Below are 20486 nucleotides of genomic sequence, written 5' to 3'. Positions count from 1 at the left end.
ATATAGGTAAGTAGCTGAAAATGTGAAGTTAATTACTTTAAAAAAGATTTGAGTAAGGAAAAACCCTACTATGAGTAAGGACTATTTATCAGGAGTCAGGTTCTAAAGAAATACCTTGCTATAAGTTTGGTTTTCCTTACTCATAGTAGGGTTTATTCTTAATTGATGTACAAAGATCTTTGCTCAGTATGAAATAGAAATTTGATGGCAGTATTGACCATTTTATGATCTTTTAGTATCTTTTAAGCTCTAAATCAGATAACAATGAAAAAAACAGGTCTTTTATTTGTGCTTTTAGCATTGCTTTTTACGAGTGTCCAATGTACCGAAGATGAGGATGTAGAAGCTAAGGTTTATCAAGAAGAGTTTAACACAGGCGATCAAGAGTTGGATAGTAAAAGAGATTGAGCATAGATATGGACTAATTCATGATTATCTAGAAATAGCCAATTACTGATCATAACCGCAAACATGAAATACAAATTCTATAATTTTTTATTAGTTTTTCTTGTAATTTTCTTTTTTTCATGCAAAAATGATCAAACTGAATCAAATGATAAAGAAATTGGAGTAGTTGACGAGGTTGATCAATTGATTAATTCTGCAAAGGATGTCAATTTAATGAAAGATAACCGACTCCGAAATTTGTCAGATGCAAGGAATCTAGTACTTCAAGAAAAGAACGATTCTTCCAAGATCAAAAAATTATTAAAAATTACGGACATATATTATGATTTAAATGAAGATTCTTTGTTTTCCTTGACTAATGATCTTGTTTTTCAATTTGCTATAAAAAAGAATGATATTCAGGCGATTGCTGAGTATCATTGGAATAAGGGGAATTTATTTAGTACTAATGAAGTATTGGATAGTGCATTCTATGAATACTCTCAGGCGCAGAGAATATATAAATCCTTAAAACATGAATATTATAGCTCAAAAATGGAGTATAATATGTCATTTATACAATTCAGAGTTAGAAATTATATTCAAAGCGAAATCTTTGTAATTTCAGCTATTGAAGGCTTTAAAAAGTTAAATAGAAATCGTAATTTATATTTATGTTATAATCGTCTTCTACTTTTGGATAAGGAAATTGGAAGTTTCGAATCGGCATTGAATCATTATAACGTTGCCATTGATTATTTGAATAAGACAAATTTAAAAGGAGTTCAAAAAGAGAGTCTACTCAACAACCTCAGTCTTGTTTACCAAAAACAAAAAAATTACAAAAAATCAATTGAAACATTGGACAGAGCTTTGGAAAATCGATATCTTAAATCGAAGCATACTGATCTTTACACAAAACTAATAGATAATCAAGCTTATAGCAGATTTCTTATGGGTGATGATCAGTATGTTTTGCAAGATTTTCAAACAGCTAAGGCTCTTCGTGATTCTTTGGGGAATGAAGCTGGGGTTGTTATAAGTGAATTACATTTAGCAGAATACTATCTTAAACATCAAGACAGTGTAACTGCCTTAAAACATGTGGAACAAGCTCATGACATCGCAGTTAATTTAGGTTTAAACCGGGATATTTTATCAAGCCTTGTGCTTTTGTCTAAAGCGGATCCGTCTCATGCGACAAGGTATATGAATGATTATATATACTTGAATGATAGCCTGTTAACGGAAGAAAGAAAGGTGAGGGACAAATTCACCCGTATTCAGTTCGAAACGGATGGCTATATCGCCGCCAATGAGGAGCTCAAAAAGCAGAATATATGGATCTCACTAACGAGTATCCTGGCTTTGGCAAGTTTAAGTTTGCTATTTTTTTGGTACCGCCAAAGATCAAGGAACCGAGCTTTGATACTGGAGCGGCAACAGCAAGATGCCAATGAAGAGATCTATGATTTAATGCTAAAACAACAAAACCGTGAAGAAATGGGAAGGATTCAGGAAAGGATAAGGATTTCTGAAGATTTACATGACGGGGCATTGGCCAGGTTATTTTCAGTACGAATCGGTTTGGGATTTTTAAAGGTTGCCGGAAACAAAGACGAATCAAAACGCTACGATGAATTTTTACAGGAGTTACAATCAGTGGAAAAGGAAATCAGAAGTTTATCGCATGACCTGAAAAATGATACATTGTCTTCTAAAAAAGATTTTCCAAAATTACTGTCGGAGCTGCTGGAAGAGCAAAGCGGCATTGGAAGATTTAGGTATGAATTTGAAGGAGACAGCTCAATAGCCTGGAATCTGGTTGACGAAAAAATAAAGATCAATTTATACAGAACGGCCCAAGAGGTCATCCATAATATCATTAAATATGCAGAATGCAAAAATGTAAAGGTAAGCTTAAAGAGAAAGAACAAAGTGGTGGAATTGTTTTTTGTTGACGACGGCAAAGGTTTTGATACTAATACAAAAAGTAAAGGAATTGGCCTGAAAAACATGAAGTCCAGGGCAAAAAGCATTGGAGCTGATATCAGTATCAATTCATCTGTTCACAAAGGAACCAAAATTATAGTAAGTATACCAACCAAAACCTTATACCATGAAGCAACAACAAAAAGTACTGATCATAGATGATCATCCTTTGATTTGCGAGCAGTATATAAAAGCTTTGCAGGAAGTGATGACTGAGAACGAACAATTGAACATGAGAATTGAATCAGCAGGAGATTGTGATACGGCTAGAGAGAAGATTAAAAATACATTGATCGAAGGAGGCTGGGATTTGGTTTTTCTAGATATACGCTTACCTTCTTCAAAAGACAGAAAAGTACTATCAGGTGAGGATCTTGGCGAGATGATCAGGAAGAACCACCCTCTCGCTAAAATTATAGTGGCAACAACATTTAATGACAATTACCGTATTCAGAATATTTTTAAAAGCTTGAACCCAGAAGGTTTTCTCATTAAAAATGATCTTGACACCAAAGAATTGGTCAATGCCATCCAAAAAATCATGCAGGGAGGTGTTCATTACAGCAATACGGTTTCCAGCCTGCACAGGAAGCAAATGTTTACAGAAATCAAAATTGATAAGATTGATCGGCAAATTTTATATGAATTATCCCTTGGTACCAGGATGAAAGATCTTCCAAAGATTGTACCTTTGTCTATAGCAGGCATCGAAAAAAGAAAAAGAATCTTAAAAGAAGTATTTGACGTTGAGGACCAGGGTGACAAAGCCCTGATCATGAAAGCCAGAGAATTAGGTTTTATTTAAATAAGATCATGAAAATAATCATTGCACCGGATAAATTCAGGGGTTCCCTTACGGGGATAGAGTTTTGCTGGGTGGTCAAAGAAGCCATCTGGGAAGTATTGCCCGATGTGGAGATCATAGAAGCACCTGTCGCGGATGGGGGAGACGGCACACTTGCTGCGCTTGAGACTCAGGTACCTCATGGCAAAAAAACGATAGTGGTCAACGACCCCTTATTTAGAAAAATACAGGCATCTTATTTGTATAATGAGGATTATAAAATAGCTTTTGTAGAAATGGCCGAAGCTTCCGGCTTAAGGTTGTTGGCAAAAGAAGACCAGAACTGTATGAATACGACTACTTATGGAACCGGAGAGTTGATTACCGCTGCAATGGATGCGGGAGCAGAACGGATCATATTAGGCATTGGCGGAAGTGCAACCAACGACTGTGGAATGGGTATGGCTGCCGCCTTGGGCTATCAGTTTTTAGACGCAGATGGTAAGGAAGTAAAACCCATCGGGAAAAATTTATCCCTGGTCAAAGAGATCCGAACCGAGAATGTTGATCCGCGGATCATGCAAATAGATTTTGAAGTGGCCTGTGACGTTATCAACCCCCTTTATGGAGAAGAAGGGGCGGCTTATATATACGGCCCTCAAAAAGGAGCATCGGAGAAAGAAATAGCTTTCCTTGATCAGGGGCTTCAGGATTTTAGCAAGTTACTTATAAAGGTTTTTAATCAGGATATACACGATATTTACGGAACCGGGGCAGCGGGAGGAATGGGAGCCGGGGCAATTTATTTTTTAAATGGAGAATTGAAATCCGGGATCGAATTGATCAAGAAAATGATTCAATTTGACAAAAGGATAGCTGGTGCTGACTGGCTGATTACAGGAGAAGGAAAACTGGATTTCCAAACCTTATTGGGTAAAGCGGTGAAAGGGGTAGTGGAAGCAGCACAATTGCAAAACATACCTGTCGCTGCTTTTTGTGGTAGGATCACCTTGCCTCAGGATGCCCTTTCTACGATGGGGATTAGATATTCGTCATCTGTAATGCTCGAAGCCATGAATTTGGAAGACGCCATGGAAAATGGAAGGGTGTATTTGAGTAAAATGGCCAAAGATTTTGCCTTGAGGTTGCAGGAGGATATGTGATGAAATGCTTTAATGCTGAAATGCTACAATGCTACAATGCTGAAATGCTACAATGCAGGAATGATATAAATCGATTACCAAAAACTTAATACCTAGTCCTTAATCCTTAAAACTTAACCCTTCACCCCATGCTGATTCTAATTTCCCTTGTTATTGTTGTGATTTTGATGATCGTTGCCTCCTCGAAATTCAATATCCATCCATTTTTAAGTTTACTTTTTGCCGGGATCGTCATGGGTTTCGTTGGGGGATTAGATGAAGCTGAAGTAACCCAAACCCTAATGAATGGTTTTGGTAAGACGCTGGGTAGCATAGGCATTATTATTGCTTTTGGGACCATCATCGGGGTCTATCTTGAAAGAAGTGGCGGGGCCATGGCCCTGGCGAATTGGGTGATCAAACTTGTTGGTAAGAAAAACGCTCCCCTGGCGATGAACCTAACGGGCTTTATTGTTTCCATACCGGTTTATTGTGATTCGGGTTTTATCATTTTGTCTTCCCTGATGAAGGCCATTAGTAAAAGATCGAAAATCCCATTGGTTGTTTTAGGGGTTTCCCTGGCTGCGGGTTTATATGCGACCCATGTTTTTATCCCTCCAACTCCAGGCCCGCTAGCAGCTGCGGCAGCTTTAGACGCCGACATAGGATTGGTGATCATGCTGGGTTTTGTGGTGGCGGTCCCCGTGGCTTTGACCGGGATGTTCTGGGGGAGATTCATTGGAAATAAAATTGGCAAGCCTGTTGAAGATACACAAACGGACAAGACAATTACTGCCAGGCTCCCGAAAACCAGCATGTCATTTGCACCGATCCTGGTGCCTATACTTCTCATTGCTTTAAATTCTATCGCAACGTATCCTACGTTTCCTTTTGGTGAAGGTAATTTTGCCGATTTCCTCCATTTTATAGGTAATCCGATGATTGCTTTGTTTATTGGAGTTGCTTTGGCTTTTCAATTAAAGGATAAAAAGATTCAGGATACCCATACGCATTGGGTAGGTGAAGGTCTCAAACAGGCCGGGGTCATCATCTTGATCACAGGGGCAGGGGGTGCTTTTGGGGCCATTTTGAGAGCAACCGGAATAGGAGATTTTATTGGGGAGAGTTTTTCAGACATGGAACTTGGTTTGCTATTGCCTTTTATCATTGCAGCGGTTTTAAAAACGGCACAAGGTTCTTCGACGGTTGCCATCATCACCACTGCCGCAATAGTTGCCCCAGTACTTGAGAGTTTTGGATTGGATTCTGCTATGGGAAGGGCTCTTGCTGTGCTCTCCATCGGGGCAGGAGCCATGACCGTTTCTCATATCAATGACAGTTTTTTCTGGGTGGTAGCTCAGTTTACCGAAATGGATACCAAAACTGCGCTTAAAAGTCAGACTGTGGCCACGTTGTTGCAGGGGCTTGTTGGGGTGTTGATAGTTTTAGGGTTGGGAGTGGTTTTGTTGTAGGGGAGAAGTGAGAAGGGAGAAGGGAGAAGGTAGAAGTGTGAAGTAAGAAGTGAGAAGTGAGAAGTGAGAAGCCTGCCTGCCGGCAGGCAGGTGAGAAGGGAGAAGGCAGAAGTGGTTGAACTTATTTATTAAATAGCGATTCTACTGTTGCCGTTACAATATAAAATAGTAATATAAGCGAATAATTATGGGAGTCCTTAGAATGTCAATTTTGGGCCTTAGAATTAAGAGTTCGGGATTTTAGATTCAATTATTAGGGATTTTTTTAATCTCTCTTGAACTTTACTTCTCACTTCTACCTTCTCACTTCTGCATTTATCTATATAAATCAGCGCTCTATCTGTCTATACTATAACTAATGCCTTGAATACACGATTGTTAATGCCGTGATAATTTCTTGATAAAATTCAGCCGTTTTAAGCCTTATAACTGTATTAATAAATTATATTTGGGGGTTGAAAAAAACAGAAAGGTTTCTGCTTAAAAAAAGAAGTCTGAATTTGGCTTAAAGCCATTTTCTAAATAGATTTCTAAAATCACTCACGGTCATTTTGATCAATGATTTTGCCATTTCCCATAAGTGGAAATGGGAGTGATAAGGGCGGAGCTGTGATTTTTTGTATACAATAAAAGTTAGCTTCCAGGATTAAAAATATACTATATACAATCCGTAGAATTGAATTTGAGTAAATGGGATCCATTATACCAAAGTATATTTATAAACTATAATTATCTTTAAAGAATGAATATTTTTGTACTATCTACAGGAAGAACTGCTTCAACTACATTTTCAAAAGCATGCAGTCATATTGAAAATTATTCTTTTGGACATGAAAGTTTAAGAGACAAAATCAGCCATGAAAGATTAAATTATCCTGATAATCATATTGAAGTTGATAATAGGCTTTCATTTTTTTTAGGGTCCTTAGATCAAAAATATGGCAACAGTGCTTTTTATGTACATTTGCTCCGTAATAGTAGTGAAACAGCCTCGAGTTTCAATAAAAGATGGCAAAACAAGCACAGTATCATAAAAGCATATGCATACGCAATTAATTTCTTACAAATCGAAAATTTAACAAAGAGAGAAAAATTAAATGTATGTAAGGATTATGTTAATATTACAAATGCCAATATTGGGTTATTTCTAAAAGATAAATCAAAAGTGTTAGAGATTAATGTATCAACTATAAAAGAGGACTTTGAATTTTTCTGGAATTCAATTGGAGCCAAAGGAGATATAAATAAAGCATTAGATGAGTTCAATGTAAAATATAACCCTTCACTTTCAACAGAGAATGAAAATGTTGTTCTCAATAAGAATAAAATTTCGAGACGGAATAGTAATTTGAATTCGATCTTTAAATTTTTGAAAATAAAAAAATAAAAATTTTATGAATGTTTTAGACCCTTTTAGGAAACTTATAAACATGTTGAGAGATTCTAAGAAAAATCAATTTTTGGAACTGTTAAAGTTAGATGATTCTATTGCTTCAATAGAATTATCAAAAATAAATTTAGGATTCTTTCCTAAATCCAGTTATTCATTGTCTCCGACGACTTTGCTGCATGTGATCAATGAGATTATCATAAACGATAGATCTCAAATTTTAGAGATAGGTTCTGGAATTTCAACTTTATATCTTGCGAAAGTGATTAAAGATAATAATTTAGACTCTACATTATTATCTTTGGATGAAGATGAAAAATGGCAACAAGTAATAAAGGAAAATTTAAAAAAAATTGAATGTGAACACCTTGTTACATTTAAAACAGCATCCTTAAAGGAAGGAAATTATGGCTATTGGTATGATGATAAAATTGTTTCGGAATTTTTATGCAGAAAGAATTATCAATTTGATCTTGTTTTAGTGGATGCTCCAAGTACAACAGTAGATAAAACAGCTCGTGACGGTGCTATCCCTTTTTTAACCAACAACAACTTACTTTCGGAAGAATATGTTATATTTCTTGATGATACATTTAGAGAAAAAGAGTATAAAATTTCTTTAAGCTGGCAAGAAAGACTTCAATGTAAATTATTTAATTATACAGTTTACTCTATTTTGGTGAAAGGAGATGGTTTTATAACACAACCATTTTTTCAAGGACATAAGTACAGAGTAAACGAATATTATAAAAGAATATAATGACTTATAAGTCATTATATTCTTTTATAATGGAGTTCAGTTTTTTCAGGAATAAATGTTGAGTGGGATAAATTTTGAGTGGGCCTAAGATGTTATTCTAATTCAAGATGATTTACAAGATCATTCATAAAATCCTTTTATGAATTAATTGATAGAACTAGAAAAACTTTTTCAGCACGATAATGAAGAAAATATAAGAACCGATGAATCAAGAAATTTATGTCATTAGTCTAGCTGGTATGCAATCTCTATGAGAGATTCTCTGAAATTGGGAATATATATTTAAAAGTCATAAAAAAAATCATTAGAAGACAAGTATTTCGGAAAAAGATAAACAAAAAATTTATGATAGTTTGAAAGAGGAAATTAATAAAAATCTAGCATAAAGTAAAAAACGCCTGGATTATTGGAATTTTTAATAAGCGAAAAAATGTCTTTCTATAAAAAACTTCTCCGGAATTTAATTGTTGTTGGAGGATACAAATATTCAAGCACGTTAATATTGTTTTTCATTTCAATGATCACAGCAAGATTGTTGACTCCGGAGGATTTTGGTATTGTAGCCATTGTGACTGTAATAACGGGTTTTTTCCTAATTTTTAAGGATAATGGACTTTCAATGGCGGTAATAAGATCTGATTACAAATACTCTTTTTGGAATGGAACATCCAATTTGCTTATTGGTTTATCTATATTAGTTGGTGCAATAATTTGTTTGTTAGCATATCCAGTAGCAATTTTTTATGAAGATGACAGATTAATAAATATAGTGCTATTCATAGGATTAAACACATCTTTATCAAACTTTTCGCTTGTTTCAAGCGCTCTTTTAAGGAAAAACTTACAATTTGCAACGATAGGTAAAATAGAAATGGCTGCAAGCATTTTTACGGCGGTATGTGTTATTGCTTTGGCCTTGATGGATTTTAAATATTGGTCGTTGTTAATTCCTATGATGATTGGTAATATTCTTAAAATATTTCTTTATTTCAAGTTTTCTGGTTTTATTCCAAGTATTGTAAATAAAAAAGTGATTATTGTATCTTTCAGAATGAATATGTCAATTTTAAAAGGAGTCACTGTTTTTAATGTAGTTAATTATTGGTCTCGTAATTTCGATAACTTATTAATTGGGAAAATCTATGGTACATCGAGTTTAGGGATTTATTCCAAGGCCTATGGTCTATTGCAATTGCCACTAAATTTAATTAGAGGGGTTTTTTCGTCTGTTCTATTTCCATCAATGAAAGAAAAAATTAATATTGATGGTAATTGGAAAAAAGAATATATGAATATTTTAAAGATTCTAAGTTTCGTTCCTGTTCCTCTCGTATTTATTTTTATTTTGTTTCCAACGGAATTAATTACTTTTGTTTATGGAAATCAATGGACTCAAGTGGGTGAAATATTACCCTATTTTGGTATTTTGATATTTCTTCAAGTACTGCAAACAACGGTTGGTCATATGGTACTTTTGAATGGAAAAGATAAAGAATTCATGATATGGGGGTTGTTGTCGGCTACTTTAATTGTATTGAGTGTTTTGTACGGAAGTTCTATATCTATGCTTGCAATTGCTCAGTATTATACGCTTTGCTATATAACACTAGTCTTGCCAATAAACATGATTTATGTGTTTATTATGACATTAAATATTAATAGAAGTATTGTCCTGAAATTTTGGTTACCAAAAATATTTTTTGCTCTAATACTTTGGATTTTTTTATATAAAAATATAGATTATCGATTTACGATCCTCATTTTAATTTTACTAACCATTCATTTAATTATAGATTCATTTTCACTTTTAAAGGTAATGATTAATATTATTTCGAAAAAACATAAAGTATTTAATCGATAATTATGTAGAATTTCCTAAACAACAGTATTTTTAAAATTCAAAATTAGTATTTGTGATTCAAGTATTATATATAAATATTTTTTCCTAAGATGGATTACGTTTAGATTATAAACTCTCTTTTAAGATTTATTTAAAGAAGTTGAATTAGAAAGCTTATTAATTGTGAACCGTATAAAATTAAAATTAATAAATACTTTATTTTTGGCAAATGAATATTCTAATGCTAAAACTAGTAAAATTGATACGCATTGAAAATTATGTAAAACCTTGTTAATTTGGTTTAATAATAGAATAAATTTTAAATTGAATGAAAGTTTTAAACATATGTAAATTCCTACCAATCAAAGGGTTGGTTTCAGAAAATGATATTACGTTAAAGATTTATTCCGATTTAAAATCTGCATATAATATTGAATCAATTTTTGTATATCCATGCTTTTATATTCCTAAATTTCTTTCAGATTTAACAACAGGAGTTCGTCGTAATTATCAGATAGTTACTAATAAGGCATATACCGACGAGAAATATAATATTAAGATTCGGTTTTTCAGGTCATTTATTCCTTTAAAAGGATTATACTCTAGCTTGGAAAAGAGTATGTGGGCTTTTAGAATTCAGTTCGTATTTCATCAAAAGGATTTATACAATCTATATAAAGATTATAAACCTGATATAATTCATGCGCATAATATCACAGATGGTTTTTATGCATATAAACTATATAAAAAGTATGGGACACCTTATATAATTACATTAAGAGGAGTTTATAGTTATGTATATGAAAAAAAATGGGTAACAAAAATCCTCGAAAATGCTCAAAACCTTTCGACACCAAGCTATTCAATGCATGGTAATGTTAAAAAACACCATGAAATTAGCCTTATTCCTCATGGATTGGATGATTTTTGGTTTAAAGATGTTGTTGAAAAAAAAGTGTTACCGTCGAAACTTAGAATCGTAACTGTGGCGCGACTTCTATCCTTAAAAAACATTGACATTATCCTTGATGCCCTTAATTCATTAAAAAATGAAAATAATAGTTTTAATTTTGATATTATTGGAGAAGGACCAGAGGAAGAGAGGTTGAAATATTTGGTCAATGAATATGGTCTGGCATCATATGTTCATTTTCACGGTTTTTTAAATCAAGATGATGTCAGATCAGTTCTTGACAAAAATGATATTTTTATTCTTTTAAGTGAAAGAGAAACTTTTGGAAGAGTGTATTTTGAGGCAGCCGCTAGGAATCTACTAATTATTGGATCCAAAGGAACCGGTGCAGATGGATATTTTAGTTCTAAGGAAGCGCTTTTTATAAACCCAAATAAATTGGAATTGTTAGAAGTTTTAAATAGTATTGACTGCGAAAAATTTTGTCGAATGACTAAATTGTCATTAGAAAAAATTAGATCTTTTAAAACTAAAATAATAACAGAGAAATACTATTCCTTATTTAATGAAAAAGTTATTAATGTGTAGTAAATTAATTTTGACAAAGCAGGTTCGATACTATTATTTAATAATATATGATTGAAAAGGTAAGCATTATCATTCCAACACATAATAGAAAGAATCTGCTAACACGAGCAATCGAATCGTTATTAGCTCAATCATATAATTGCCTTGAAATAATTGTTGTAAATGATGCTTCAAGTGATGGAACTGATGAATTCATGGTTAATTTGATAAAAGAAGAACCTCGATTAAGATACTATAGAAATGCAATTCCTAAAGGGGCTCCTTCTTCTAGAAACCTTGGCATCCTTAATGCAACAGGAAAGTTTGTGACATTCCTCGATGATGACGATGAAATGTTACCAGATAAAATTGAAGTTATGTTGAAGAATTTCAAGGCAGATTATTCAATGGTGGCCACAGGGTATTTTGAGCAAAAAATAGATAGAAAAAAAGCAATTATTCCCAAAAGGATTGTTAAGCTTGAGGATCTTTTATATTATTATCCTTTAGGCGGTGGAAATCAAATGCTGACATTAAGATTTTATGCTTTGCAAATAGGAGGTTTTGATGAGTCTTTGACTGCATATCAAGATTATGATTTCTGGCTTCGAATTGTGAAAGTATTCGGAAATGGGATTTGCATACAAGAGCCATTATCGATAATTCATATGGAGCATGAAATGGGTCGTATTACAACTTCTCCAAGAAGGTTTCTTGGGGCCTATTCCTTTTATTTGAAGCACAAAGGAATTATGACAGAAAAACAGAGACGTTATCAATTGTATCTTTTAATGCTTTTAAGAAAAAGAAGAATATCTCTTAGACAATTTGTTTACATGGTACCTTTAAGGTTTTGGCGGATCCGATATAAATATTTAGTTCTTTGTTATTTTCCATTTTTATCCAAATAATTGAGAAGAGCATAATTTCATATAAATTGATTGCAAGAAAATTTATAAAAGTATTTAAAGAGTCATGGGGTCAGTTGCATTTCGATCGTGCTGAGCTTTCAAGTACTGTATTTTTAGCAGGTTCAGCCAGAAGTGGAACTACATGGGTTCAGAATATATTGAATGGTAATAATGATTATCGCGTCATGTTTGAGCCATTCCATAATCAAAAAACTATTTTGATAAAAGATTGGTCGAATCGCCTCTTTTTAAGACCAAATAATAAAGAAGATAAATTCACCAAACCAACCGGATTGATATTAAATGGAAAAGTCAGGAACAAATGGGTAGACAAGTTCAATAAGAAATTTTTACCAAAAAAAAGACTAATTAAAGATATAAGAACCAATTTGATGCTTAAATGGATCAAAGAGTGTTTCCCTGAAATCAAAATTATTTATTTGATGCGTCATCCTTGTGCAGTAGTCAATTCGAGAATGAAACTGGGCTGGCAAGATCATGTTACTGATTTTTTAAATCAAACAGAATTAGTTGAAGATTATTTAAAAGATTATTTGAATTTTATAGAAACTAATCAAGATCCTTTCGAACGCCAAATGATCATGTGGTGTATTGAAAATATGGTACCTTTAAAACAATTGTCAAAAGATGATGCTATTGTTATTTTTTATGAAGATATGTATGAAAATTCTGAAGTGGTGGCTACTAGTCTATTTCATTATTTGGATCTGAAAATTTCAAATAAAGTACTTAGAAAGATTCAAAAACCTTCAGAAGTAACAAGAGCTAATAGTAAAGTTAGGACAGGTGGTAATAATATTGATTCCTGGCAAAAGTCACTTACAAATGATCAGAAATTAAAGGCTTTGTTGATTTTAAAAAAGTTCAATTTGGATCGTATTTATAATATGGAGTCAAGACCCAGGATTTCTTCATCTCAAGTATTGTCAGTATTGGATAATTAATATTTTTCTGTAATGAATTCAATGTCACCAAAATTCTCTGTAATTATTCCTCTGTATAACAAGGAAAAATATATTAAAAGAGCGATTGATAGCGTACTCAATCAATCCTTTCAGAATTTTGAATTAATTGTTGTCAATGATGGCTCAATTGATAAGAGTTTGGATGTGGTACGATCTATATGTTCGGAAAAAATTGTTGTAATTGATAAAGACAATGGAGGTGAATCAAGTGCAAGAAATGCAGGCATTAAAAAGGCGAAGGGTGAGTTTGTTTGTTTTTTAGATGGAGATGATGAGTATTTGGAGAATCATTTGAAAATTTTGAGAGATCTTATTGAGGAGTTCCCCACATTCAATTTTTTTGCCACGAATTCATATGATTCCTTTAAATTGAAAGAAGAATTAAAATCTGCTTTCCCAATTTCTACAGATTCATTTATTGTCAATGATTATTATGTGATTTGTAAAAATAGATCTTTCGTTACTTCCAATACTGCATGTATTAGAAAAGAAGTACTCGATTTTAATAATCTATTTGATGAAAATTTAAAATTTGGTCCTGATTTAGAAATGTGGTTTCGATTGTGTCTTGATCACAAATTGGTGTTTTGTTCAGTTCCTACTGCGATTTATCGTAGAGAGGCGGAACAAAGAGTAATGTCTGATTTGATTGATTTTAATAAAGAATTTATTGAGAAATTGGTTTTTAATATTCAATTTCAACCAAATAATTTTAAGTTGAAAAAATATGTAGAAGCAAAACTAGTTCAAGAATGTAAAAGGCATTTGAGATTGAATAAGAACAGTGAAGTAAGAAAAAATATACTTCAATTTAGAAGAGTTTTTTCAAATAATTTATTATTTGCCCAATGGTTGGTAATTTCTTTTCTTCCATTTAAACATTTAAGTGAAATTAGACTTTATTTGAGAAAATTAATATACCCAAGGAATCCTTTATAAAATAATATTTGTCCAGTGGTAGAAACAATTTTATTGAAATAAGAAAATTTATTTTTTTTATGACTCTTAAAAAACAAACATTTTTTTAATATTTAATTAATTGAGTAAGTCAAGCGTTGTCATTTTAAAGGTACTAATTTTTTCTATAATTCTATCATTGGCCGGATTAAGCGAAATTTTTGATTACCAGAGTTTGGTTACATATGGTTTAATGCCTATTACTTTTATTTATGCTTTATATACTAATAGATTTAAAAGTTATTCATTAACAAATTTTTATTCGATCATTTTTAGCTTATTAATTATCTGGTCTGCATTTCTAATTATTATTTTGCCAGTAGATTTTGAAATGGCAATAAAAACATTGTTAAAGATATTGGGCGTCTATTTAAGTATTTTGATTACAATAGAAATTTTATCCAATAAAAGTTATGATTATATTACATCTTTCTTATGGGCATTTATTATATCATATTACATAATTGTTTATTTTCTCATGACTGGAAATTATGATATTGATATATCTTCCGGTGAATATATTTACAGAGGACGTTTTGATCTTAATGCCAATGCTTATTCATATTTCTCGTTTTTTGCGAACATGGCTTTGTTTTATTTAATCGAAATAAAAAGAAAACCCATTTTGGTTATTCTTTCTTTCATTACTATTGGTTTAGGGATTTATGTTTCATTTTTGACATCGTCGCGTTCTGGGTTGTTATTTACTTCACTGACTGGAGTGATTTATTGGGTTTTTATTTTTGATGGTTACAAAATAAACCCATTGTTGAAAGTAACAGTCACCGTTGGATTGACACTTGTTGCATTAACAAAATTATTTGAGTTTTATAAAAATTCATATTTAAAGTATCGTGTAGATGAAGCAGTTCAATATGGTGATTCAAGACAAGATCTAATTAAAGATGCATTTAATGTATTTCAAAATAATGCTTTTACCGGAGTTGGACCTGGTCAATATGCACTTTATAGTTTTCACAAAGGAAGTTTTTCACATAATTCTTTTACGGAAGCTGCAGCGAATTTAGGAATTATCGGATTAATAATCCTTTTAATTTTATTAATAACACCTTTTTTAAATTCATTACGAGTCTACTTTAAAAATATATACAGCAAGAATAAAAATATTTTAAAACTCAATATTCTTTTTTTTTCAATTTTCATTTTATATAATAATTTTTATGTTTTTTATTTAACAACTTATGGAATGATATTCTTTATGATAATCGTTCATTTGCCAAGAAAAAACTATGGAAATACTTAATCCTAAGAAAAAGATTTTGTTAGCAACTTCTACAATAAATTTGGAGGGAGGAGGAATATCTTCATATGCTGTAGATTTTTGTAGATTATTTAAAAAGAAATTCAGTATTTATGTTGTCTCATCTGATATTGTTAATGAGGAATTAGGGCCATTAATGACAAGACATTATTGTTTGCCCTCCAGAGATCTTTCATATAATAATGCAAAATTATTTTTAGAAATTATTAATAAAATAGAACCTGATATAATCATTAACAGTAATTCTAGAATACTCTCATTGATGATTCCTTTCATTAATTATAAAACAATTAAAATATCAATAAGTCATTTTGTTGATGGACAATTAGGAATTACTGCAGGTTATAATTGGCGTCATTATAATTCAATAATAGCGCTATCTGAACAGGGAAAGATTTTTTTAAAGAAGTTTTATCAAATTAATAAAAGTGGCCTTATTGAAGTAATATATAATTTTTATGAGGATGAAAACATTTTTAGTAATTTAATGTTGAAAAATAAAGAAGCGAATAAACCCCTGATTATTACTTATCCAGGAGGAGCAAGTTTACACAAAAACCCATTATTGGTTTTTAAATTGGTCAGGCAATTACAAAAATCATTATTATCATTTGAATTTTATTGGTTAGGAAATACTCAATTACCTGGAGGAGAAATATTTGGGCGCAAATTTATACAGGATATGATTGAGCCAGATGATCGAATCATTTTTACAAAAAAGATTGAAAGAGAAAAAGCAATAAGCATCATAAAAAAATCGAATATATTTCTTTTACCTTCACTAAAGGAGGGCTGTCCAATTTCCTTGATGGAGGCAATTTCTGGAACTGTTATTCCAATTGTTTCAGATTCAAAACATGCATCTTCAGAGTTAATTGATCATGGAATAAATGGTTTTATTTTACCCGAGAATAAGGAAGATTATTATTTTAATTTAATAGAAGATATAATTTGCAATCATGAGGACTATTATGATATTTATACAAACAGCAAAATATTATATGAGTCAAAGTTATCTGCAAAGGTATGGATTGAAAAAATGGAAAGAGTGTTTTCTAAACCTCTTATTTTTGAAAATAAATCTTTTAGGAAATTTAATTTATTTTTTAGATGGCATAGGTTTATTTTTAAATCATTATTATTTAAGGAGCGTTTGAAAGAATTATATCTTTCATTAAAAATGTTTATTTTGTTTCAACTTAGTAAATAACAAGTTTAGACAATCGAATCAAATTATCATATATTTCATTTTTTAAATAAGATGGTTTAGTTTAAAATATTATGATCAAGGAAAAGAAGGTACTTGTTTTATATAGAGTAATCCAACAATGGAGGGCTCCTATTTTTGAAAAACTCAACAATGATCCGAATATTTCTGTCTCTGTTTGGCATGGTCCAGATTATCCAGGAACAAAGTTGATTTCCACAAAAGATGCGCAAAAATTTAATTTAAAGAAACTTCCTTCTTTTCGCCTAAATTTAAAATCTAGTAATGGACAGATTTTGATGCCAATAAGTCCTTTACTGTTTTTTCAACTCATAATTGAGAATCCTGATGTAATTATTTCGGAAGGTGCATCAAACTTGTTCAACTCCATTCAAGGATTTATTTATGCCAAATTATTTAATAAAAAGTTTATTTGGTGGAGTTTAGGAAAATTAAAAAACAGGAAGTATGATAACAAAAGGTCAAAAATAGATTACTTGATTCAATTTATTGAAAGACATTCAGATTCTATTATTTCTTATAGCTCAAGAGGGCTGGAGTATTTTGAAAGTATAGGTGTAAAATCAGAAAAAATATTTGTAGCAGTTAATGTGGTAGATACTGATAGAATATTAAGGTTTCTGGATAGTAACGATTTATCAAATAATTATGATAAATATCACAATGATTATGATTTTGTAGTACTTTTTGTTGGTGCCTTAACAAAGGAAAAGGATATTGCTAAACTATTGTATGCACAAAAAATTATTGAAGATTCTGCATTAAATATTGGTTTATTAATTGTTGGGGATGGCACATATTCAAATGACTTGAAAAATTTATCAAAGCAATTAGAATTAGATAATGTTGAGTTTTTGGGAAATAGGGTTAATGATAGCTATATATTTTTTAGTTCTAGTGACATTTTTGTGTTACCTGGCCTTGGTGGATTAGCAGTATCTGAAGCTATGTGTTATGGGCTGCCTGTTATTTGTTCAATTGGGGACGGTAGCGAAGTTGATTTAGTTACAGTGAAAAATGGGATAATAGATGAAGAGTTAAATCCAAATTCCTTAGCAGAATACATTATAAAATTTTATAATAACAAAGAAATGAGTAAAAGTTTTGGGCTTGAATCAAAAAAATTGATTCTTAGAAATTATAATACGGACAATTATATCAAAAATATTAAAAATGCTATCCTTAGTTAAAAGATCATTTCATTTTTTAAAATTACAATTATTGACCCCATTCAATGATAAATTTAAAGTGGGGTCTAATTTTAAATGTGGAAGAGGTTGCACTGTCTCTAGGAAAAATAACATTGTGATAGGTGATTCCTTTTTTATGGGAAATTATTGTCATTTAGCTTCTAATTTGATTATCGGAGATGATGTTATGTTGGCATCTTTCGTGTCATTTGTGGGAGGAGATCATAAGTTTGACAATGTAACGACAACTTTTAATAAATCTGGTAAAGATGTATTCAAGACTACAATTGTTGAGAATAACGTATGGATTGGCCATGGTGCAATTGTATTACAAGGAGTAAAAATCGGTGAAGGATCTGTAATTGCAGCTGGATCAGTTGTGACAAAAGATATTTCAAAAAACACTATTGTTGGTGGCAATCCTGCAATAGAGATTCGCAAAAGAAAATTATAAAGAATGAAACAAATCCTCCAATCCTTTAAAACTGGTAAAACCGAATTAGCAGAGCTGCCGACACCAGTTGTAAAAAAAGGAGAAGTATTAATCCAAACCACCAGATCTTTAGTCTCTTTGGGCACAGAACGTATGCTGGTTGAATTTGGTAAGGCCAATTTGATTACCAAGGCGCGCCAACAACCAGATAAGGTTAAAATGGTATTGGATAAGATCAAGGCAGAGGGATTGATGCCTACTCTTGAAACAGTATTTAACAAACTGGAGCAGCCATTACCATTGGGTTACTGCAATGTTGGAAAAGTTATTGAAGTTGGAGAAGGAGTGATAGATTTTAAAATTGGAGATCGTGTTGCTTCAAACGGACAACACGCCGAATTTGTTTGCATCCCTCAAAATTTAGTTGCGCATATTCCCGAAAACGTTTCCGATGAAGAAGCCGTATTTACAGTTATTGGATCCATTGGATTACAAGGAATTAGATTGGTCAATCCTACTTTTGGGGAAACCGTTGTGGTAATTGGATTGGGCTTGATTGGGTTACTTACTGCTCAGATGCTTGTAGCCAACGGTTGCAAAGTAATAGGATATGACCTTGATGATACCAAAATTAATTTGGCAAAAGAAAAGGGAATTTTAGCGTTTAATCCTTCAAAAGGGAACGACCCGGTTAAATATGTTGTAAATCAGACAAATGGAGTTGGGGCAGATGCTGTCATCATAACTGCCTCGGCAAAGAGCAATGCAATTATTTCTGATGCGGCAAATATGAGCCGCAAAAGAGGCAGAATCGTATTGGTTGGTGTTGTCGGCTTAAATATATCGAGGGCCGAGTTTTATGAAAGGGAATTGAGCTTTCAGGTTTCCTGTTCTTATGGCCCGGGTAGATATGATGATGATTATGAGCAAAAAGGAAGGGATTATCCTTTAGCTTTTGTGAGGTGGACCGAAAAACGAAATTTTGAGACGGTTTTAAATGCTATTGCTAGTCAAAAAATACAAGTACAAGATCTGATCACTGAAATAGTGGATCTAGAAAACTACCAACAAATTTATGGTGACATAGGCTCCTCAAAATCCATTGCCTCTATTTTAAAATATAAAGAAGACAATAAACCTGATCATTCTATCATCGTAGACGATAAGAAATTAGCTGTATCAACAGGAAACATAGCAATTATAGGAGCCGGAAATTTTACAAAAATGACTATGTTACCGGCGCTGAAAAATACAGATGCTCATCTTAAGTATATAGTTTCTTCGGGTGGAGTAAATGGAACTGCACTCGCTCAAAAACACGGTATTGCAAAAAGTAGTACTGACTATAACGAAGTTCTAAAAGATGAAAAGCTGGATTTGGTCATGATCACAACGCGCCATAACCTTCACGCTTCTATGGTTATCGAGGCACTTCAACACAACAAGCATGTTTTTGTTGAGAAACCCCTATCCTTGAATTTGGAAGAGCTAAGTACTATTGAAACTGCTTATGAGAAAAGTAAAGGAAGTTTGATGGTTGGTTTTAATCGTCGCTTTTCTCCTCATATAGAAAAAATGAAAGATTTGTTGGGAAGTTCACAAATGAATATCATTGCTACCATGAATGCCGGATCCATTCCATCTAATGTTTGGGTACATGATATGGTCGTTGGTGGAGGCAGGATTATTGGCGAGGCCTGTCATTATATGGATTTGATAGTTTTTCTTACAGGAAGCAGGATCAAGGCTGTATGTATGAATGCAATGGATGTAAACCCTAAAGAAAATACAGATAATGCTTCTATACTAGTTAAACTTGAGAATGGATCTACTGGTGTTATCAATTATTTTTCAAATGGAGCTAAATCTTATTCCAAAGAACGTTTGGAAGTATATTCCCAGGACCGCACTTTGGTGATGGACAACTTTATCAAAACTACAGGATATGGTTTTAAAGGATTTTCTAAATTGAAAACAAAACTGGATAAGGGACATAAAAATCAATTTGGTCGATTGGTTTCTTCGGCAAATTCGGGAAAGGGAATAAGCTTGATTCCCTATGAAGAGCTTATCAATGTAACCAAAGCAAGTTTTGCAGCAATTGAAAGCTTGAAATCAAACAGTTGGGTAGAGGTCTAGTATATTTCATACCTGAAAAAGCCAGAATATAAGTAATACTTTCGTTGAATAATTTTCAAAAGTTTCTTAATCTTACAAAAAACATGGGCTCGCGCTATGTGCTGTTTCGAGCC

General features: G+C 32.3%; 17 protein-coding genes. All 17 read left to right on the top strand.

The window, feature by feature from the left end:
* Nucleotides 1-264: 264 nt before the first annotated feature.
* A complete protein-coding gene (locus AABB81_RS03940; protein ID WP_342158771.1) occupies nucleotides 265-408 on the top strand; it encodes a hypothetical protein in 144 nt (47 codons plus the stop codon).
* Nucleotides 409-471: 63 nt separating this feature from the next.
* Nucleotides 472-2541 (top strand): tetratricopeptide repeat-containing sensor histidine kinase, encoded by a 2070-nt coding sequence (locus AABB81_RS03935; protein ID WP_342158770.1) that lies wholly within the window; start codon nucleotides 472-474, stop codon nucleotides 2539-2541.
* Complete coding sequence (locus tag AABB81_RS03930) at nucleotides 2507-3184, top strand: response regulator (protein WP_342158769.1); 678 nt, start codon at nucleotides 2507-2509, stop codon at nucleotides 3182-3184. The genes AABB81_RS03935 and AABB81_RS03930 overlap by 35 nt, the downstream gene beginning before the upstream one ends.
* Before the next feature lie 8 nt (nucleotides 3185-3192).
* Nucleotides 3193-4326 (top strand): glycerate kinase, encoded by a 1134-nt coding sequence (locus AABB81_RS03925; RefSeq protein ID WP_342158768.1) that lies wholly within the window; start codon nucleotides 3193-3195, stop codon nucleotides 4324-4326.
* Between the two features lie 128 nt (nucleotides 4327-4454).
* A complete protein-coding gene (locus AABB81_RS03920; protein ID WP_342158766.1) occupies nucleotides 4455-5777 on the top strand; it encodes a GntP family permease in 1323 nt (440 codons plus the stop codon).
* A 742-nt stretch (nucleotides 5778-6519) separates the two neighbouring features.
* Complete coding sequence (locus AABB81_RS03915) at nucleotides 6520-7164, top strand: hypothetical protein (protein WP_342158765.1); 645 nt, start codon at nucleotides 6520-6522, stop codon at nucleotides 7162-7164.
* A gap of 7 nt (nucleotides 7165-7171) precedes the next feature.
* On the top strand, nucleotides 7172-7927 hold the full coding sequence (locus AABB81_RS03910; protein WP_342158764.1) for a class I SAM-dependent methyltransferase: 756 nt from the start codon (nucleotides 7172-7174) through the stop codon (nucleotides 7925-7927).
* Between the two features lie 430 nt (nucleotides 7928-8357).
* Nucleotides 8358-9788, top strand: a complete 1431-nt coding sequence (locus AABB81_RS03905; RefSeq protein WP_342158762.1) for an oligosaccharide flippase family protein — start codon at nucleotides 8358-8360, stop codon at nucleotides 9786-9788.
* A gap of 307 nt (nucleotides 9789-10095) precedes the next feature.
* The gene (locus AABB81_RS03900; protein ID WP_342158761.1) at nucleotides 10096-11268 is read left to right on the top strand and encodes a glycosyltransferase family 4 protein; all 1173 of its coding nucleotides are present in this window, start codon (nucleotides 10096-10098) and stop codon (nucleotides 11266-11268) included.
* 47 nt (nucleotides 11269-11315) lie between these two features.
* Entirely contained in the window at nucleotides 11316-12158 is an 843-nt protein-coding gene (locus tag AABB81_RS03895) for a glycosyltransferase (protein WP_342158759.1), read from the top strand.
* Between the two features lie 26 nt (nucleotides 12159-12184).
* Entirely contained in the window at nucleotides 12185-13123 is a 939-nt protein-coding gene (locus AABB81_RS03890; RefSeq protein WP_342158758.1) for a sulfotransferase family protein, read from the top strand.
* Between the two features lie 12 nt (nucleotides 13124-13135).
* Entirely contained in the window at nucleotides 13136-14083 is a 948-nt protein-coding gene (locus AABB81_RS03885) for a glycosyltransferase family 2 protein (protein WP_342158757.1), read from the top strand.
* 157 nt (nucleotides 14084-14240) lie between these two features.
* Nucleotides 14241-15365, top strand: a complete 1125-nt coding sequence (locus tag AABB81_RS03880; RefSeq protein ID WP_342158756.1) for an O-antigen ligase family protein — start codon at nucleotides 14241-14243, stop codon at nucleotides 15363-15365.
* On the top strand, nucleotides 15352-16593 hold the full coding sequence (locus AABB81_RS03875; RefSeq protein WP_342158754.1) for a glycosyltransferase family 4 protein: 1242 nt from the start codon (nucleotides 15352-15354) through the stop codon (nucleotides 16591-16593). The genes AABB81_RS03880 and AABB81_RS03875 overlap by 14 nt, the downstream gene beginning before the upstream one ends.
* 71 nt (nucleotides 16594-16664) lie before the next feature.
* Complete coding sequence (locus AABB81_RS03870; protein ID WP_342158753.1) at nucleotides 16665-17801, top strand: glycosyltransferase family 4 protein; 1137 nt, start codon at nucleotides 16665-16667, stop codon at nucleotides 17799-17801.
* On the top strand, nucleotides 17785-18255 hold the full coding sequence (locus tag AABB81_RS03865) for an acyltransferase (protein ID WP_342158752.1): 471 nt from the start codon (nucleotides 17785-17787) through the stop codon (nucleotides 18253-18255). Before AABB81_RS03870 ends, AABB81_RS03865 begins: the two co-directional genes overlap by 17 nt.
* Before the next feature lie 3 nt (nucleotides 18256-18258).
* Complete coding sequence (locus tag AABB81_RS03860) at nucleotides 18259-20373, top strand: bi-domain-containing oxidoreductase (RefSeq protein WP_342158751.1); 2115 nt, start codon at nucleotides 18259-18261, stop codon at nucleotides 20371-20373.
* Nucleotides 20374-20486: the final 113 nt, after the last annotated feature.

It is taken from the genome of Lutimonas vermicola (assembly GCF_038433205.1).
Taxonomy (GTDB): Bacteria; Bacteroidota; Bacteroidia; order Flavobacteriales; family Flavobacteriaceae; genus Lutimonas; species Lutimonas vermicola.
The sequence above is the reverse complement of the archived record's forward strand: the minus strand, read 5'-3'. Positions and strand labels throughout refer to the sequence as shown.

Bases quoted from the DNA above. Each gene is read 5' to 3' on its own strand.
- AABB81_RS03940 (WP_342158771.1), top strand. From the start codon at position 265: ATGAAAAAAACAGGTCTTTTATTTGTGCTTTTAGCATTGCTTTTTACG.
- AABB81_RS03935 (WP_342158770.1), top strand. From the start codon at position 472: ATGAAATACAAATTCTATAATTTTTTATTAGTTTTTCTTGTAATTTTC.
- AABB81_RS03930 (WP_342158769.1), top strand. From the start codon at position 2,507: ATGAAGCAACAACAAAAAGTACTGATCATAGATGATCATCCTTTGATT.
- AABB81_RS03925 (WP_342158768.1), top strand. From the start codon at position 3,193: ATGAAAATAATCATTGCACCGGATAAATTCAGGGGTTCCCTTACGGGG.
- AABB81_RS03920 (WP_342158766.1), top strand. From the start codon at position 4,455: ATGCTGATTCTAATTTCCCTTGTTATTGTTGTGATTTTGATGATCGTT.
- AABB81_RS03915 (WP_342158765.1), top strand. From the start codon at position 6,520: ATGAATATTTTTGTACTATCTACAGGAAGAACTGCTTCAACTACATTT.
- AABB81_RS03910 (WP_342158764.1), top strand. From the start codon at position 7,172: ATGAATGTTTTAGACCCTTTTAGGAAACTTATAAACATGTTGAGAGAT.
- AABB81_RS03905 (WP_342158762.1), top strand. From the start codon at position 8,358: ATGTCTTTCTATAAAAAACTTCTCCGGAATTTAATTGTTGTTGGAGGA.
- AABB81_RS03900 (WP_342158761.1), top strand. From the start codon at position 10,096: ATGAAAGTTTTAAACATATGTAAATTCCTACCAATCAAAGGGTTGGTT.
- AABB81_RS03895 (WP_342158759.1), top strand. From the start codon at position 11,316: ATGATTGAAAAGGTAAGCATTATCATTCCAACACATAATAGAAAGAAT.
- AABB81_RS03885 (WP_342158757.1), top strand. From the start codon at position 13,136: ATGAATTCAATGTCACCAAAATTCTCTGTAATTATTCCTCTGTATAAC.
- AABB81_RS03875 (WP_342158754.1), top strand. From the start codon at position 15,352: ATGGAAATACTTAATCCTAAGAAAAAGATTTTGTTAGCAACTTCTACA.
- AABB81_RS03870 (WP_342158753.1), top strand. From the start codon at position 16,665: ATGATCAAGGAAAAGAAGGTACTTGTTTTATATAGAGTAATCCAACAA.
- AABB81_RS03865 (WP_342158752.1), top strand. From the start codon at position 17,785: ATGCTATCCTTAGTTAAAAGATCATTTCATTTTTTAAAATTACAATTA.
- AABB81_RS03860 (WP_342158751.1), top strand. From the start codon at position 18,259: ATGAAACAAATCCTCCAATCCTTTAAAACTGGTAAAACCGAATTAGCA.